This is a genomic window from Idiomarina sp. T82-3, from assembly GCF_001577655.1.
Classification (GTDB): Bacteria; Pseudomonadota; Gammaproteobacteria; order Enterobacterales; family Alteromonadaceae; genus Idiomarina; species Idiomarina baltica.
This window is the reverse complement of the sequence record NZ_LSBQ01000009.1, coordinates 1-17,699: the sequence shown is the minus strand read 5'-3', so window position 1 is coordinate 17,699 and position 17,699 is coordinate 1. Positions and strand designations below refer to the sequence as shown.

16 protein-coding genes and 1 tRNA gene are annotated in these 17,699 nt (G+C 46.6%); 13 read left to right on the top strand and 4 right to left on the bottom strand.

Annotated elements, in window-relative coordinates:
• Positions 1-56 precede the first annotated feature (56 nt).
• Together lptF and lptG are read left to right on the top strand one after the other, a co-directional pair.
• Entirely contained in the window at positions 57-1,172 is a 1,116-nt protein-coding gene (lptF, locus tag AWU56_RS07260) for an LPS export ABC transporter permease LptF (RefSeq protein ID WP_006956973.1), read from the top strand.
• A gap of 2 nt (positions 1,173-1,174) precedes the next feature.
• The gene (gene lptG, locus AWU56_RS07255; protein WP_006956972.1) at positions 1,175-2,242 is read left to right on the top strand and encodes an LPS export ABC transporter permease LptG; all 1,068 of its coding nucleotides are present in this window, start codon (positions 1,175-1,177) and stop codon (positions 2,240-2,242) included.
• Here lptG and AWU56_RS07250 read toward each other — a convergent pair.
• Positions 2,239-2,748: an RDD family protein gene (locus AWU56_RS07250; protein ID WP_040488268.1), complete on the bottom strand. Its 510-nt coding sequence runs from the start codon at positions 2,746-2,748 to the stop codon at positions 2,239-2,241. The genes lptG and AWU56_RS07250 overlap by 4 nt on opposite strands.
• A gap of 184 nt (positions 2,749-2,932) precedes the next feature.
• On the opposite strand from AWU56_RS07250, the gene AWU56_RS07245 reads away from it, so the two are divergent.
• Positions 2,933-3,019, top strand: a tRNA-Leu gene (locus AWU56_RS07245).
• Positions 3,020-3,170: 151 nt separating this feature from the next.
• Here AWU56_RS07245 and katG read toward each other — a convergent pair.
• Complete coding sequence (gene katG, locus AWU56_RS07240; RefSeq protein WP_286682133.1) at positions 3,171-5,435, bottom strand: catalase/peroxidase HPI; 2,265 nt, start codon at positions 5,433-5,435, stop codon at positions 3,171-3,173.
• Between the two features lie 224 nt (positions 5,436-5,659).
• On the opposite strand from katG, the gene AWU56_RS07235 reads away from it, so the two are divergent.
• A complete protein-coding gene (locus AWU56_RS07235) occupies positions 5,660-7,705 on the top strand; it encodes a TonB-dependent receptor (RefSeq protein WP_286682132.1) in 2,046 nt (681 codons plus the stop codon).
• A gap of 67 nt (positions 7,706-7,772) precedes the next feature.
• On the opposite strand, the gene AWU56_RS07230 is transcribed toward AWU56_RS07235, so the two are convergent.
• A complete protein-coding gene (locus tag AWU56_RS07230; protein WP_071463958.1) occupies positions 7,773-8,360 on the bottom strand; it encodes a CBS domain-containing protein in 588 nt (195 codons plus the stop codon).
• 44 nt (positions 8,361-8,404) lie between these two features.
• On the bottom strand, positions 8,405-8,734 hold the full coding sequence (locus AWU56_RS07225) for a hypothetical protein (protein ID WP_006956996.1): 330 nt from the start codon (positions 8,732-8,734) through the stop codon (positions 8,405-8,407).
• A 138-nt stretch (positions 8,735-8,872) separates the two neighbouring features.
• Between AWU56_RS07225 and AWU56_RS07220 the strand changes: the two genes are divergently transcribed.
• From AWU56_RS07220 to rplI, 9 genes are all read left to right on the top strand, one after another.
• Positions 8,873-9,658 (top strand): PhzF family phenazine biosynthesis protein, encoded by a 786-nt coding sequence (locus AWU56_RS07220; protein ID WP_286682131.1) that lies wholly within the window; start codon positions 8,873-8,875, stop codon positions 9,656-9,658.
• 166 nt (positions 9,659-9,824) lie between these two features.
• Complete coding sequence (locus tag AWU56_RS07215; RefSeq protein ID WP_286682130.1) at positions 9,825-12,368, top strand: acylase; 2,544 nt, start codon at positions 9,825-9,827, stop codon at positions 12,366-12,368.
• A 123-nt stretch (positions 12,369-12,491) separates the two neighbouring features.
• Positions 12,492-14,849 carry a ribonuclease R gene (gene rnr, locus AWU56_RS07210; RefSeq protein ID WP_286682129.1) on the top strand — a complete coding sequence of 786 codons (2,358 nt, stop codon included), beginning with the start codon at positions 12,492-12,494 and terminating at the stop codon, positions 14,847-14,849.
• On the top strand, positions 14,846-15,592 hold the full coding sequence (rlmB, locus tag AWU56_RS07205) for a 23S rRNA (guanosine(2251)-2'-O)-methyltransferase RlmB (RefSeq protein ID WP_286682128.1): 747 nt from the start codon (positions 14,846-14,848) through the stop codon (positions 15,590-15,592). The genes rnr and rlmB overlap by 4 nt, the downstream gene beginning before the upstream one ends.
• Positions 15,582-16,028: a signaling protein gene (locus tag AWU56_RS07200; protein WP_286682127.1), complete on the top strand. Its 447-nt coding sequence runs from the start codon at positions 15,582-15,584 to the stop codon at positions 16,026-16,028. The genes rlmB and AWU56_RS07200 overlap by 11 nt, the downstream gene beginning before the upstream one ends.
• A 138-nt stretch (positions 16,029-16,166) precedes the next feature.
• Positions 16,167-16,514, top strand: coding sequence for a 30S ribosomal protein S6 (rpsF, locus tag AWU56_RS07195; RefSeq protein WP_006956990.1), 348 nt, complete (start codon positions 16,167-16,169; stop codon positions 16,512-16,514).
• A 25-nt stretch (positions 16,515-16,539) separates the two neighbouring features.
• On the top strand, positions 16,540-16,839 hold the full coding sequence (priB, locus tag AWU56_RS07190) for a primosomal replication protein N (RefSeq protein WP_006956989.1): 300 nt from the start codon (positions 16,540-16,542) through the stop codon (positions 16,837-16,839).
• A 10-nt stretch (positions 16,840-16,849) separates the two neighbouring features.
• On the top strand, positions 16,850-17,077 hold the full coding sequence (rpsR, locus tag AWU56_RS07185) for a 30S ribosomal protein S18 (protein ID WP_006956988.1): 228 nt from the start codon (positions 16,850-16,852) through the stop codon (positions 17,075-17,077).
• A 41-nt stretch (positions 17,078-17,118) separates the two neighbouring features.
• On the top strand, positions 17,119-17,571 hold the full coding sequence (gene rplI / locus AWU56_RS07180) for a 50S ribosomal protein L9 (protein WP_272977924.1): 453 nt from the start codon (positions 17,119-17,121) through the stop codon (positions 17,569-17,571).
• The last annotated feature ends 128 nt before the right edge of the window (positions 17,572-17,699 follow it).

The following is a 17,699-nucleotide window of genomic DNA, read 5'->3' as shown; positions in this document are numbered from 1 at the left end:
GTTTACTTAAAAATCACAGCTATTCCAGTAAAAACCAAAGTTATGAGTCGAGCAACGTGCGCATTTTTAAATATTTGATTGCTGAGACATTAAAGTCTCAAATCGCGGTATTGGTTGTACTGATGACGATATTTGTCAGTCAAAAATTTGTTCGCGTACTGTCGGATGCGTCAGAAGGCGATATTCCTAGTTCTATTATTTTTCAGTTGTTATCGCTGAATCTACCGGCGCTACTGGCACTGATCATCCCATTGAGCTTATTTCTGGGCATTTTATTGGCTCACGGACGCATCTATGCAGACAACGAAATGACGGTATTACATGCCTGTGGCGTCAGTGAGTGGTATGTGACTCGAGTGACACTGGTTGTTGCGGTGATACTGGCTCTATTGACTGCGGCGTTGACTATGTACGTAGTGCCCTGGTCATTGGAGCAAGAGCAAAAAATTGAGGACAAGGCTCGCGCGGATAGTGGATTAACAGCCCTTATTCCAGGTCGCTTTCAGCAATCTAGCAATGGCAAGGCAGTCATTTTTATTCAAAGCCAAGATGATCAAGGTGATTTGCAGAATGTGTTTGTGGCGCAGCATCAGGCAGAGCAGGGACGGATTCGCTCCGGTAGCGTGGTGGTTTCAACCTCGGGTGAAGTGAATACTGAAAGCTCTGGCTCTCAGTGGTTAGAGCTGCGCGACGGTAAACGCTTTGCAGGCGATGGTGAACATTACCAGTTGATGAGTTTCGAGCAGTATAGGTTGCAAATCAAAGAGCAGCCTGTAGACGAACAGTTACGAGATCTAGAAGCTTATACTGTCAATGAGTTGTGGCAGGAACAATCAAATGCGGCAGCGGCTGAGCTGCAATGGCGTATAGCAATACCGTTGGCAATGCCATTATTGACACTGATTGCTGTTCCATTAAGCCGAGTCAATCCGAGACAAGGTAAATTCGCGCGAATGGCGCCGGCTATTTTAATTTATCTAGGATATTTTCTTGTTCTCATGGCTGCCAAATCGGCGGTACGGGATGGAGTTATCCCAACCTTTATCGGTCTGTGGTGGATACATGTTGCTTTGCTGGTATTCGGTATTGCGTTGCTCAGCCGAGCACGACCTGTCGGGTTGAGATTTTGGGCACACTTGATGTTCTGGCGTCAGCGAAACCGGAGAGTGTAACGATGTTTAGTATCTTGGATCGCTATATTGGCGCGACAGTTCTCAAAACCTCGCTAATGAGTTTAATCGTACTGACCGGGCTTTCGGGGTTAATACGTTTTGTCGAGCAACTCAAGTCGGTCGGACGAGGTAGTTATGAGGTGATCGACGCGGCGCTGTTTGTTTTTTACAGTATTCCGCGTGATGTTGAAGTTTTCTTTCCGATGGCTGCATTACTGGGTGGCTTAATAGGTATGGGGGTGCTGGCGAGTAACTCTGAGCTTATCGTGATGCAAGCCGCGGGTCGCTCAAAGCTTAATATTGCTGGTGCGGTGATGAAAACTGCAGTTGTTATGATGATTGCTGTAATTGCCATTGGCGAATGGGTTGCTCCACCGATGGAAGCTAAAGGTCGGCTAATCCGTGCACAAGAAATCTCCGGAGGTAGTCTTATTTCCGCTCAACGTGGCGTCTGGGCGAAAGATGGCGATGATTTTATTAATATTTCGGAAGTTGAAGACACCGGACGTTTGAATGGTGTGCTGATTTACGACTTTGATGGACAACAGCAACTCGAAACAGTCACATACGCTCAGACGGCTGTGTATAGTAATGAGTCTTGGCGTTTAAGTCAGGTGGTCGAGACTCGACTTACACAACAAAAAGTGATTGAAAAACGCCTTGATAGCACTGTGTGGCAATCAAGCCTGACACCGGATAAATTGGGCGTCGTCACTATAAAACCGGAGTCATTATCAATATCGGGACTGATTGATTACCTCACCTACCTTAAGTCGAACGAGCAGTCTGCTCAGCGTTACGAGTTGGCGTTGTGGCGTAAGGTATTATCACCGGTGACTGTGGCAGTGATGTTACTGGTCGCATTGTCCTTTATTTTTGGCCCATTACGGGAAACCAGTATGGGAGCGCGTATACTGTTGGGCGTAATTACAGGATTTGCGTTTCATGTCAGTAACGAAATTTTTGGTCCCCTAGCACAAGTCTACCAGGTGCCGGCGGTGCTAGGGGCCTTGTTGCCGAGCTTAGTCTTTGCCAGTGTTGCTATTTTTGTCATGCAGAGGAAGAGCTAAAGCTCTTTCCAATAAAATAGCTGGTTAGCTTCTTTTGATAGAGTGACCAGCTCTGTTTTTGCGGCGTAATCTTGCCAAGCTCGGCGGTGTTTTAAGTCCACGAGAACCCAGATATTTCCTACGCCCAACATGCATGTCAAAAGCCTTATAATTACCTGTTTGTAAGTGAGTCGAGAACCGTCTCGCTGTTGTAATTTTAAGCGCCAAGCTCGCATGCCTACGGTCTGACCCGATGTTTTCCAGAAGTAACCAAAAAACACCGCTAAGACGGTTAGCAGAAAAATTGTGAGCCAAGGACCTTGGTCAATAAACTCCGCATGATCCATACCTTCCGGTAATGTGAGCCAGCCTAAGCTGGTGGCGATAGCTGACGCTCCGAGCGCGAGTGCGGTGGCAAGCATAACCATCGCACAAGCGACTAAAAAATCGTAAATCCATGCGGCAAACCGACGAAGAAAGTTTGCTGATGGAAAACTCGCATGCAGTTTTTGAGCTTCTGATGGCATATTTTTATCCATAACAACCTGTAACGGGGAGAGTTTACCATGACCCGGACCGACGCGCAGTAGGATGGTTCGGTTAAGGAATGACCAAACAAACTTAAAACCGAAAAAATTCTGCAATATTTGCTTGATTAGAAAGATGTCACGGGTATAATCCCCTCCGTCGACCAAGACAACCTATCTTAATGCCGAGGTGGCGGAATTGGTAGACGCAGTGGATTCAAAATCCACCGCTGGTAACAGCGTGGGGGTTCAAGTCCCCCCCTCGGCACCAAGCTTCTAGTAAGCTCTTCCTATCACGTTTTCAATGCTAATCTAACGTTTCACCCGACACTCATTACTACCCAATGGCTTTCATTCGGTGAAATAAAAATGCCGGCTCATTGTTTCCAATCAACCGGCATGCAGATTCGTTGTATTAACGGTTAGGACTTTTCTAGATCAAAGCGATCGAGCTGCATCACTTTAACCCATGCATTTATAAAGTCGTCGACGAACTTGTCTTTTGAGTCATCAAGGGCATAAATCTCCGCCACTGCACGTAACTCGGAGTTCGAACCAAAAATTAAGTCGACCGTCGTTGCGGTGTACTTTGGCTCACCCGTAGTGCGGTCACGACCAATGTATAGCGACTCGTCATCCTGAGAGGGTTCCCATTGTGTATCCATACTCAGCAAGTTTACGAAAAAGTCGTTGTTGAGTGTACCTGGCTGCTCCGTGAAAACTCCGTGCTCAGTACCTTTATAGTTCGCCCCTAAACTGCGTAAACCTCCCAATAAAACGGTCAGTTCTGGGACAGTTAAGTCGAGCGTGTCGGCTTTATCGACCATCATTTGCGCTGGATTCAAACGGCTCTCTTCACTGTAATAGTTTCGAAAAGCGTCTGCAGTTGGCTCCAAGAACTTAAATGACTGCACGTCGGTTATCTCTTGGGTCGCATCTGCGCGTCCAGGTATGAAAGGTACCTTTACGCGATAGCCCGCATCTTCAGCTGCTTTTTCGATAGCAGCGGCACCTGCCAGCACGATAGTATCCGCTAGAGATATTTGCTTATTGCCAGAGAGCGATTGATTGAACTCAGCACGAATGCGCTTAAGTTCATTCAGTACTCGCCTCAACTCTTCAGGGTTATTCGCTTCCCAGTTTATTTGTGGTTCCAAAGCGATCCGCGCGCCATTGGCTCCGCCGCGCATATCTGTGGCACGGAAGCTTGAAGCCGCTGCCCAGGCGGTACGAACGAGTTCTGGCACCGTCAGTTTGCTGGCCAAGATCTGTTTTTTTAACTCGCTAATTTCGCTTTCGTTAATCAGCGTGTAATCGACTTTAGGGATTGGGTCTTGCCAAATAAGGTCTTCTTTAGGTGCCATACTGCCAAGGTATCGTGCTTTGGGACCCATATCGCGGTGGGTCAATTTAAACCAAGCTTTAGCAAACGCAAGTTCGAATTCTTCTGGGTTTTCGTGAAAACGCTTCGCGATTTTGCGATATTCAGGGTCGAACTTTAGTGCGAGATCGGTAGTAAACATGATAGGCGCGTGACGCTTACCTTCGACGTGTGCATCAGGTACCATATTAGCCGCTTGACCATCTTTAGGTATCCATTGAATAGCGCCCGCTGGACTGCGCGTCTGTTCCCAGTCGAAACCAAACAAATTATCCAAGTATTGGGTCGTCCACGCAGTAGGATTGACCGACCATGCACCTTCTAAGCCACTGGTGATCGTGTCCTCAGCATTACCTTTTCCGCAACTATTCTTCCAACCGAGACCTTGTTGTTCTACGGGGGCGGCAGCAGGTTCAGCGCCTAAGCATTCTTCAGGTTTGTGCGCGCCGTGCGCTTTACCAAACGTATGTCCGCCGGCGATCAATGCAACGGTTTCCTCATCGTTCATCGCCATGCGTCCGAACGTGTCTCGAATATCTTTTGCGGCGAGCAGTGGATCGGGGTTGCCATTTGGACCTTCTGGGTTGACGTAAATTAGCCCCATTTGTACCGCGGCTAATGGGTTATCGAGTTTACGTTCACCTTGATAGCGTTTGTCACCGAGCCACTCGGTTTCAGGTCCCCAGTAAACAATATCAGGCTCCCAGGCATCTTCACGACCGCCAGCAAAACCGTAGGTCTTAAAGCCCATTGATTCGAGCGCTACGTTGCCTGTCAGTACCATCAAATCAGCCCAAGAAATATTGCGGCCGTATTTTTGCTTCACAGGCCATAACAGACGACGTGCTTTATCCAAACTAACGTTGTCGGGCCAGCTATTAAGCGGTTCAAAGCGTTGTTGCGCTCCCGCAGCACCGCCGCGTCCATCTTGTACACGATAGGTGCCCGCACCGTGCCATGCCATGCGAATAAAGAAAGGGCCATAATGTCCATAATCGGCTGGCCACCAATCTTGATCCGATGTCATCAGTGCTTCGATGTCCCTTTTAACCGCTTCTAGATCAAGTGCATTAAAGGCCTCTGCATAATCAAAATCGGCATCGAGTGGGTTGGACTCTGGGCTGTGCTGGCGCAGAGGTTCCAAATTAAGTTTGTTTGGCCACCAAAAGCTATTTTCCTTAGCTTGCTCGGTTTGCTGCATATTCTTGTGGTAGTTATGACCTTGCTGCGCTAATGCTTGACCCGATAAAGTCAGTGCTACAGCGGCCGACACCAGTGAGATACTCATTTTTCGTGTGACACTCATTTTGTTAACCTCATGTTGACTGTTTAACCATTTTCGCAATGTAATATAGACCAGTTTTATGGATATATCCCCTGGTTTCTGATTGTTAAAAACGATTAATCTAATCGGTATTTCACACTTCGCACCACTTAACCTGGTATGCCCCCGTTTTCTCGCAGTTTTCATGTTTATCTATTCAATTTTTAGTATGCTAAATAAGTTATTCAATTTGTTATGAGGTTTTCGTGGTCAAATTTCGACGTTCTATGGTACTTAGCGCCCTTATCAGTGCGCTTCCTTTGGCGAGCGTTCAAGCACATGATGGTATTGAGCGTATCTTGGTTTCTGGGCATCAAGCTAATTTGTTAGGTCAGTCGATGTCGGCTTCCGAAGGCGTCTTAGGACAGCCCGAAATTGAAATTCGTCCGATGTTAAGAACGGGTGAACTGATGGAACTCATTCCAGGAATGAGTGCAACGCAACACAGCGGTAGTGGTAAAGCCAACCAATACTTTTTGCGTGGTTTTAACTTAGACCATGGCACTGACTTTGCTACATACGTTGATGGTATGCCGGTTAATATGCGTAGCCACGGTCATGGTCAGGGCTATACCGACATTAACTTTTTAATTCCCGAGATCATTGCTCAAGTGACGTATCAAAAGGGCACTTATTATGGAGATGTAGGTGATTTCTCCGGAGCAGGCAGTGTTGGTTTTAGCACTCAAATGACGCGGCGCAATGGGCTCGCATCCGTGACCCTAGGCGAAGATAATTATCGACGTGCTTTGGTAGCTGATAGTGTGAATTCAGGAAGCCGGAATGCGACCTTGTATGCGCTTGAGTATCAAACTTATGATGGACCGTGGTCTGATATCGATGAGGATGTTGATAAGCTCAACGGTGTTTTGAGACATAGTATTCGCCTAGATGACGGTGTTCTAACACTCGGAGCCATGGGCTACCATAATGAGTGGAATAGTGCTGATCAAATTCCTGCTCGTGCAGTGGAGTCTGGATTAATTGATGAGCTCGGCTCGATTGACCCGACACTCGGTGGTAAGACACATCGTTACAGTCTCAACGCTATTTACACGACAGCGGACTACGCATTAAGCGCTTATGCCATCGACTATGGTTTGTCTCTTTTCTCTAATTTCACATACTACCTTGATGATCCTGTCAATGGTGACCAATTTGAACAGGTCGACGATCGAATGATTTATGGTGCCTCAGGTAGTTGGCATATCAACAATAATTTCACGGTAGGGTTTGATACGCGCTATGACGATATCGGCGAAGTCGGGCTTTATAAAAGCGAGGCACGCGAGCGTATTGGAGCCGTGCGCAGTGACCGTGTTGATGAGTGGAGCTTTGGCTCGTATGTGACACATGATTACCAGTGGACAGGGCGACTGCGTAGTACCGTATCACTCCGTTATGATTACTTTGACTTTGATGTGAACAGCCGACTGCAACAAAATATTTATGATGTTCAGTTAACCCATAACAATGGTCAAGAATCCGATGCATTATGGTCACTAAAAGGTAGCCTTAATTATCTGTTATTGGATGATATGGAAGTATACCTATCTGCGGGACAGGGCTTTCACTCTAACGATGCGCGAGGCACTGTCACGCGTGTTGATCCTAACTCCGGTGATCGTGTCGCGCCTGTCGACCCGCTTGTTCGTGCTTTAGGTTACGAGGTTGGAATGCGTTGGCGTCCAAATAGCCAGTTTAACAGCTCAGTCGCGCTTTGGGCGCTTGAGCAGGATAGCGAGTTATTGTTTGTGGGTGATGCGGGCAATACGGAAGCGAGTCGGCCATCATACAGAAATGGTATTGAAGTGGCTGCCTACTATAATGTAAATGATAACCTCAGCTTTGACTTTGAATATGCTTATACAGATGCTGAATTTGATGATGCGCTACCTAATGATTATATTCCAGGGGCGGTTGAAGATATTCTGCAATTGGGCGCAACCCATAGGTTTGGGAATAATTGGTTGTCTACATTACGTGTGCGCTATATCGGTGAGCGTCCGTTGACTGAGGATAATAGTGTGCGTTCTGATAGCTCCACGGTGGTCAACTTTTTACTTGCTAAGCAATGGCAGAATTGGTCGGCTCAAGTTCAAATACTCAACTTATTAGACAGTAATGACCATGATATCGATTATTACTATGCATCGCGTTTGCAAGGGGAACCCGCTGCGGGGGTCGAAGATTTACATTATCACGTGATGGAGCCGAGAACTGTGCGGTTTGAGGTAAGTTATACCTTCTAAAACGACGTAAAAAGTATCTTCCGAAAAGAAATAAGGCGGTTTAACCGCCTTATTTTGTTATTAATGTCTAGTCATTTAAGTGGGAGTGATTCACTGCTGAAATAATCTCGGCGAAAGTGGAAGCCGAGTGATAAATATTCACTGACTCTCCGGTTACTTGCGCGATGCGCAGCGACGACACAACGCCACGGATTGAACCTGCTTCAAATACCAGTAAGAAATCGCGCCCAGCAGACTTAAGCGTGGCTGCTGTATCACCAATACGCGCTTTCTGTAGTTGTTTATATTCAACCTGCGGCAACTCATCAAGTTTTCTCATTAAGTCGCCAACAGTTAGATCCGCCCACGGGAGTTGGGTCGATTGACTCACTTGCATAGCATGACGGCTATGAAACTCGCGCAACGCGACTAAGCCCACAATTTGTTCATTACTATTCACGACACAAGCGTAACGAACCTTCGCAGAATTCATGAGCTGCTCAGCACGGTCGAGACTTGTATTTGATCGCAGTAGTAACGGATCGTGGCGCTCGAAGTCATCGAACACATGCAAGGCGTTCGCATGCCAATCACAGTTGAAAGGGTCGCGAGCTTGCGAAGAGAGTGAAACGGCATCACCATGAGATACTGATTTAAGTGATTTAAACTCAGTCATAACGTACTCCTTAATTCCTAAAAATAAATGTCAATACAGCGGAATTAAACAGTCGTTGGTGGAGCCCTTAGTTGTGGGCGAATAAAATCAACGCCGGTAACAAACCGAACGGTGATTTGAACTCGCTCGTCTGTGATGGCTAAAGAGGGAGAAAAGTTCTGACTTGTAATAGCTGGCGAATGATCGGGTTGTTCTGAACCGATATCGTTAGCGCCAGAGGTTTGGATAATACCTTGGGAATGCTCAGCATGATAAACCGATAAATCACAATCAGAAGAGACGCTTTGAACGTTGTGCGCACTCAATGACGCCATCGCAGGTTGCGCGAGTAGCGAAATAGTGACAATGAGTAGAGCAAAAAATTTACGATACATCTTAGCGTTCAGCTCTCAACTAATTTAACTTACAGCTTATGCAATCAACATGAGTCTTATAGATAATAAAAATGACTCTTCTTTGATCACAGTCATAGGTTTATACCTATTTAGAGGAAAACACAAGGAAATAGTTCAATGCAACTTTCTTTATATCAAGTTGATGCCTTTACAGATAGAACCTTCGGTGGTAATCCAGCAGCCGTGGTGCCTCTACTCGACCATACACTATCTGATGATATGCTTCAGTATATCGCGGAAGAGAATAACTTATCGGAAACGGCGTTTTTATCATCAACACGCTCGCCCAGTGTATTCGATTTACGTTGGTTTACCCCGGCGGCTGAAGTCGATCTCTGTGGTCATGCAACGCTCGCCTCGGCGTTCGTGGTCTTTAGCCATTTGCGCCCCGACATTGAGCAAGTCCACTTTAATACACGCAGCGGTAGTTTGATTGTCACGCGTACATCATCGGGGATGATGATGGACTTTCCTGCAACAGAACCCCAATCGATTGCCCCGAATGCAGTTGTCAGCCATGGACTTGGTTGTGACCCCGTAGAACTGTTACGTGGCTTTGATCATATTGCGATACTTGAAAATGCAGCGCAAGTGCGTGCTTTATCGCCTGACTTCAATGAATTAAAAAAGCTCGATTCGCGAGGTGTTGTCGCAACCGCAGTTGAAGGAGATGGGTTTGTCAGTCGTTGCTTTTTTCCAAAGCTTAATGTGAACGAAGACCCTGTTACAGGTTCAGCGCATTGCCAGTTAGCTCCTTTGTGGAGTAAGCGATTAAATAAGACGCGGGTTATTGGGGAGCAGCTATCGTCACGAGGTGGTCGCGTGATTTGCGAGGTTGAACAGGATCGCGTGAAGCTTTTTGGACAAGCCGTCGAATATTTGCGAGGAACAATCACGATTTAGTGGTTGGACCATGCTGTAATAACGCGTTATAACAGAGGGTATAAATTATGCGTGTATTTTACATTAAGCTAAACTATGCGCTGATGATTTAGGCAGTACACAAGCGAATAAAGTAGTCTCGCTCATGTGGCGATAACAATAACTTAAACTTCACAAGGAAAGCGCGATGAGAACTTACAAAACCTCACTGCTATATCGAGCCTTGCTAATGGCCGGTGTAGTCTCGCTGAGCGGTTGTAACTTTAGTAACGAAGTGGCTGAGTATCAAGCTCCTGAAACTCCGTCAGAACCAGATTATAGTAGCCCCTTACCAGCACAAGATCCTTTATCAACATTTGACGATGACGATGAACTGAGTGCCGACATTCGCTGGACGACCTATGGTGTGCCATACATAAAAGCGGATAACCTAGAAAGTTTAGGATTTGGCGTTGGCTTTGCTTTTGCTAAAGACAATATCTGTATTTTAGCGGACCAAATCGTGAAATTTAATTCGCAGCGCTCAATGTACTTTGGCCCACATAATCCGATTGGTTCGAATAATAATCAAAACTTAATAGATGATTTTGGCTTTCTTGCGCTAGGTATTCGCGATAACGCCGAACAGGGCTTCGATTCTTTGAGTGAAGAATCTCAAGCATTGTTGACGGGCTATGCGGCAGGATACAACGAATACCTGAGCGAGACAGGCGTAAACAACATCGATCCGACCTGCGCTGGGCAGCCTTTCGTACAAGAAATTACACCTATCGATCTGCTTACGTACGCACAGGGTGTTGCGCTACTGCCAGGGGCTAGCAACTTTACCGGCGCCGTCTTTGTTGCCGCGCCACCAAATCAGAGTTACATGCCACAGCCGGTTGCACCTTCTCAACAAGCAATGACGCTGAATCCAGTTCATATTGAGATGCCAGAACCTAATCCAACGGAAATGGGCTCTAATGGTTGGGCTATCGGCTCAAAAATGTCTGCGACGGGGAACGGCATGGTGTTGGCTAACCCGCACTTCCCACATACCGGGAACCAACGGTTTTGGCAATTTGGAACGGAAATTCCTGGTGAATTAAAAGTCGTTGGTGGATCGCTATCGGGTATGCCCGGTATCGTCAATATCGGCTTTAATGAGCATGTTGCGTGGACGCATACGTTCTCAACGGCCAATCGGTTTGTCGTTCATCAGCTAGCGTTAGATCCAGAAGACGAAACGGGGACCCACTATCTAGTCGATGGTGAGTCGGTTCCGATGACAACAAAAACACATCAGATCCAAGTGAATACGGGCAATGGCCTAATAACCCTTGAAAAAACCAGTTATCACAGTGAGTTTGGCACAATTATTAAAGTTCCTAATTCACCGCTAACTTGGGGTACCGACCCTTATGGGAAGGACGTAGCTTACGCGATCTATGATGCGAATCTGCCTAATTTTGAAATTTTCGATCACTGGTTGGCAATGAACCGCGCACGCAACATTGAAGAATATCGCCAGTCATTTGTCGATTACACGGGCACGGTATTTAACAATGCCATGGCGGCTGACGAAGATGGTGATGTGTTCTTTACGGACGGCTCATCGGTCCCTAACTTGAGTGATGAGACGATTGCACAGTGGCAAAGCAACGCTGTTTTGCAGGGGATCAGTGCGTCGGCAGGGTTTCCTGTCGTTCCGGGGACTTCTGCCAGTCACAAAGCGGACGGAAAAATGCCTTTTAGCAAGGCTCCACAACTGCTTCGGAACGATTTCGTGCAGAACTCTAATGACAGCTTTTGGCTAACGAACCCCAATAATCCAATCGAAAACGTATCCCCACTTTGGGGACCTATCGGTAACCAACAGTCTTTGCGCTCTCGTTTGGGTCAAAAAATGTTAGCGGAAGGGGGCTCTGTTAATGGCTTGTTTAGTCGAGAAGACATTGCAAATAAGCTCTTGAGCAACCGCGCATTTCTTGCTGAAGCGGTACTCGACGACTTAGTTGACCTTTGTACCGCGCAAGGTAGTAATCCTGTCAACACTGCGGCTGGCGCAATGAGTATTAAACCTGGGTGCGATGTACTTGCACAGTGGGATGGTACGATGAATAAAGACAGTGTCGGTGCGATGCTATTCCGTGAGTTTGCCTCAGAATGGTCGCGTAACCCGCAGTGGCAGGTGCCCTACGATGCCTCGCAACCGCTCACAACCCCCAGCGGTTTGAAGAAATCAACAGCGGTCTTGACGCTATTAGGCAATGCTATGGCGCGTATTCAGTCGGTAGGCTTGTCGATTGACGCCCCGCTAGGCGAGGTTCAATTCGTTGAGCGTGCGCTTCCAGATGGAACACCGAGTGGTAATCGGTTGCCCTGGGGTGGTGCCAATAACATCGAAGGGGGCTTTAACGTGTTCCGCGCAAACACGGGCTCTGATGGCACGATTTATCCGCGCTTGATTTATCCACAAGTGGAAGGCTCAAACCTAGCGGCAAATGGTGCTGGCTATCATATCAGTTATGGTTCGAGCTGGATGTTCACCATGGAGTTCACCGATGACGGTCCGCAGGCTCAAGGTTTACTGAGCTATTCTCAGTCTCGTAATATCCTGTCTGATCACTACATTGACCAAACTCAGCTGTACTCTCAGGAGCCACAACTGCGTCCGATTTGGTTTGATAATGCAGATATTGATAATAACGTCATTGAGGAACGAACCATTACGCAATCACAAGCGAATTAACATGACGTACCAAAACCCCAGCCTCGGCTGGGGTTTCTTTTTTCTGTCACTGACAATAGTGGTTATAAAGCGTATACTGCATGCATAGTAGTCAATATTTAATTTCAACTTATAAGAGAACTTATGTCAGAAACAAATTCGAACGACCAACCCACCCCTAACTACGAGGTTGAAATACCAAGTAGGGAAGCGTTGCTTGGGTTGGTGCAGAAGCATCTTAAACCTGTTTCGTTTGATGAATTTGTAAGTCATTTCAAGCTTGGTGATGAACGCCAACAAGTAGGCATCAAACGTCGCTTGCGAGCGATGGAACGTGACGGTCAGTTAGTGTATACCAAAGCCAATAGCTACGGATTACCAGACCGAATGCAATTGATTAAAGGGCGTATCATCGGTCACCGCGAAGGCTTTGGTTTTTGTCAGCCTGAAGAAGGTGGTGGTGATATCTTTATTCCTCATCACCAAATGTACTCGGTACTCCATGGCGATGTGGTACTGGTTAAAGTGTCAGGGCAAGATCGCAAAGGAAAACGTGAAGGTCGTGTGGTGAGGGTTATAGAACCCCGTGATAACGATATCGTCGGACGTTACTTTGTCGATCATGATATGGGTATTGTTGTTCCTGATGATAGTCGCATTAACCAAGATATTTTGATCCCCAACCATGCGACCGCGGGTGCGCGTCACGGCCAATTGGTTGTGGTCAAGATTACACGAAGACCTAACAAACGTACTAGCCCCATTGGTGAGATTACCGAAATTCTCGGTGATCACATGGCACCTGGAATGGAGATTGAAGTCGCCATTCGAGAACATGACATTCCTAATGAATGGCCTGAAGGGTTAGATCAAGAGCTTAATAAAATAGCTGATGAAATTCCTAAGCAAGCGTATGAGGGACGTATCGATTTACGTGAATTACCGCTCATCACGATTGATGGGGAAGATTCTCGTGATTTTGACGATGCGGTCTTAGCGATGCCCGAAGAGAGCGGTTGGCGTTTATGGGTGGCGATTGCAGACGTGTCCTACTATGTGAAGCCCAATACGGTACTTGATCAAGAAGCGTGGAATCGAGGCAACTCCGTTTACTTTCCTAACAACGTGATTCCCATGCTGCCAGAAAAACTCTCGAATGGTCTTTGCTCCCTCAATCCGAATGTCGACCGGTTGTGTATGGTGGCTGAAATCGAAGTGGGGCCGCGCGGCAAGTTGAAATCATCGCGTTTCTATCCGGCAGTAATGAATAGTCACGCGCGCTTAACCTACACTAAAGTTAAACAAATTTTAGATGGTGATACAGAACTACGCGAGCAATACAAAGATGTATTAACGAATATCGAGTCGTTGCATAGCCTATATAAAGCACTGGCTTCGGTCAGGAAGAAACGCTCTGCGATCGAGTTTGATACGCAAGAAGTTCGATTTATTTTTAATGCCGAGCGTAAAATCGAGCGTATTGAACCGGTAAAACGTCATGTCGCACATAAAATCATCGAAGAGTGCATGATTGCGGCTAATGTAGAGGCCGCTAAACTGGTTGAGTCAGTCGACGATATCAATGCATTGTTTCGTGTCCATGAACCGCCTGCCGATGAGCGTTTGACTAACTTTCGTAGCTTCCTGGGTGAATTAGGTCTTGAATTAGGAGGTGGCGACGAGCCTACGCCGACGGATTTCGGCAAGCTTTTGTCTGAGGTTCAACAACGCCCTGATCGAGAACTAATAGAGACGATGCTTCTGCGCTCAATGCAACAAGCAGTCTATCAACCTGATAACACAGGTCACTTCGGCTTGGCATTAAAATCGTATTCACACTTCACGTCTCCGATTAGGCGCTATCCTGATCTCATTTTACATCGCGCGATTAAGGCAATTTTAAAGCGCAAGGGCGAGTTTAAGGGCGCGTTGACCGGTGCATGGGCATATGATGATACTGAGCTCGATGATTTAGGTGTTCATTGTAGTCACACTGAACGCCGTGCTGATGATGCAACGCGACAGGTGGATGAGTGGCTCAAATGTGAGTTCATGCAAGACCATATCGGCTCAAGTTTCACTGGTGTTATCGCGGCGGTTACAAACTTTGGTTTATTCGTGCGGCTTGACGAATATCAAATTGATGGTCTGGTGCACATCAGTAATTTAGGTGACGACTATTATCAGTTTGATAACACCAAAAATATGCTTGTGGGTGAAAATAGTCACCGCGTGTTCCGACTTGGAGATAAAGTAGAAGTGCGTGTTAAACAAGTCAATCTAGACGACCGTAAAATTGACTTAGAGTTGTTAAGTGCTGAGAGTCCTACGGGTAAATCTCGTATGCCTAAAGGCAATAAAGGACAGCAGCGTAACGCTAAAAAGGGTGACAAAAATAGCCGTGGTAAGCGCTCGAATAAGCGCAAGCCGTCAAGTAAAAAAACATCGGGTCAAAAAAATAGTCGCGGTCATTCAAGTAGTAAGGGGCGCAATAAATCATGAGTCAGAAGGTTACAGTTTTTGGTTTGCACGCGGTTCGCTCAGTGCTAACACAGCACCCCGATCGGTTAATAGAGTTATTTGTTTCACGTGAACGTCAGGATGCTTCCGTTGCTGAGGTGATAGGTCAAGCGGAGGCGATTGGTATTCGGCCTCAGTGGATACCGCGTCAAGCGCTTGATAAAAGAGCCGAGTTTGGTAACCATCAAGGCGTGGTAGCGACAATAAAAGCTTTACCGCCACTAAATGAGAATGATTTTTCAACATTGATTGAAAAAGCCCAAGGTGCCCCGTTATTTTTAGTACTCGATAACGTGACTGATCCACACAACCTAGGTGCATGCATGCGCACGGCCGATGCCGCTGGCGCGACAGCTGTGGTCGTGCCTAAGGACAAATCAGCACAGGTTACGCCTACCGTACGAAAAGTAGCGTGCGGTGCAGTAGACAACATTCCTTTGGTTGTTGTAACCAACTTGGCACGTGCGCTTCGCACACTGCAAGAGCTCAATGTGTGGGTGGTTGGTACAGCAGGTGAAGCCGATAAATCACTTTATCAAATCGATTTTAAGGGTCCGCTCGCATTAGTTATGGGAGCCGAGGGCAAGGGAATGCGTCGACTGACCCGTGAAACTTGCGATGAATTGGCATCTATCCCATTAGATGGCTCTGTAAGCAGTTTAAATGTATCTGTTGCCAGTGGGGTTTGTCTTTTTGAGGCGGTGAGACAGCGTCATGCCAATTAGCCGCCGTTTACTTCCGATAATTATCGCACTGGCACTGATTGGTTTACTGTTCCTCAGTTGGACGCCAAATTGGAATGAAAGTACCTTTGTGCGATCAACTAAGCCTTATGTCAGCATCAGTTACGAATCGAAAACAGATGAGGCGATTGTTAATCAGGTGCTCGAAGATTTACAGAATCGGTTTGATGTGAGACACGAATGGCATATCGAATCGGCGAAGAATGCGGAATATGCGATTCGTGTTGAAGTGGATAAGCAAGATGATTTCTTGACATTACAAGCCGACATCGTTCGGTCCGAGACGCCTCTTGATAGAGTCATGGTAAGAGGGCCAGAAGGCGTCAAAACTGAACTGGCAGGGCGATTAGTATCTTTAGTGACCGACGAAGTCAGCGCAGCACACAAAGCGTCCCACCCTGAAGTGCGAGATTATTAATCATTGCATTTTGTGCATAAATTAGTTAAACTCGCGCGGCTCAAATCAGCCGTTTTATCTTTTTAAATAGAGTATTCCTTGCTTCTATGTCAGTTTGGCTGAACTGAACAGAGGCTACTGAACCAAAAGGAAGCAGTAATGCGTCATTACGAAATCGTATTTATGGTCCATCCAGACCAAAGCGAGCAAGTACCTGGCATGATCGAGCGCTACAGCGAAACGATCAAGCAAGGTGGTGGCCAGATCCATCGTCTAGAAGACTGGGGTCGCCGTCAACTAGCTTACCCAATCAACAAGCTTCATAAAGCGCACTACGTGTTGCTAAACATTGAAGCGAACGCAGAAGTTGTTGACGAGCTGGAAACAGCCTTCCGTTTCAACGACGCTGTTTTACGTAACCTTGTTATGCGTAAAAAAGAAGCGATCACTGAACCATCTCCTTTAACTAAAAAGGAAGAGCGTAAAGGTGATAGCGAAGCCGCTTAATTGAGGTTTTGCTCCTTTAGCAACTATGAATCGACTTCATTTAACTGGACACGTTTGTAAACCTGCTCGACTCGAAAAGAGCCCATCAGGTATTGAGCACATCCAATTCTCTCTTGAGCACCGCTCAATGCAAGCAGAAGCAGGAATGAGCCGACAATCATTTGTTCGTTTACAAGTCATCATGAGTGGCGAAGGGCTTACGCACTGGTTGGATAAATTGACGGTGGGCAGTGAAGTACATACCGAGGGTTTCTTGCATCGTCATGAAGACAAGCAAGGGTTAGCCAAGCTAGTTCTTCACGCTCAGCATCTAGAAATGATTTAAGGAGGCCATAATGGCTCGTTTTTTCCGTCGCCGTAAATTCTGCCGTTTTAAGGCTGAAGGCGTAAAAGAGATCGATTACAAAGACATCGCTACGCTAAAAAACTACATCACTGAATCTGGCAAGATTGTTCCTAGCCGTATCACTGGAACGTCAGCTAAGTATCAGCGTCAGTTAGCACGTGCTATCAAACGTGCTCGTTATTTGTCTTTGCTGCCTTACACTGATTCACATCAGTAAGTTAGCAAAGGCTCGGATACCAAGATTTAGAGGTAGCGAAAATGAATATCATCTTATTAGATAAGATCGCTAACCTAGGTAGCTTAGGCGACCAGGTTGCTGTTAAGTCAGGTTACGCGCGTAACTTCTTGTTCCCACAAGGTAAAGCGGTTCCTGCAACTAAAGAAAACGTTGAGCTTTTTGAGCAACGTCGTGCTGACTACGAAGCGAAATTGGCTGACCAATTAGCTGCAGCTCAAGCGCGCGCTGAAAAAGTCAATGCTTTGGAATCTGTTACTATCGCTTCTAAAGCGGGTGACGAAGGTAAATTATTTGGCTCTATCGGTACTCGTGATATCGCGGACGCAGTTACTGCGGCTGGCGTTGAAGTGAAGAAGAGCGAAGTACTTATGCCAAACGGCACATTGCGTGAAGTAGGTGAGTTTGAAATCGAACTACACTTGCACGCTGACGTGTTCGCTAACATCACTGTAAAAGTGGTTCCAACTAAGTAATATGTTACTGAGTTATGAAGAGCTGCCTTAGGGCTAATGCTTGTCAGTTAAGCTAACGACTAGCATTTTTTCTAGGCGACCGCATCGGATAACGTTGCGGTCGCCTTTTTATTGCTCGTGGATAGTGC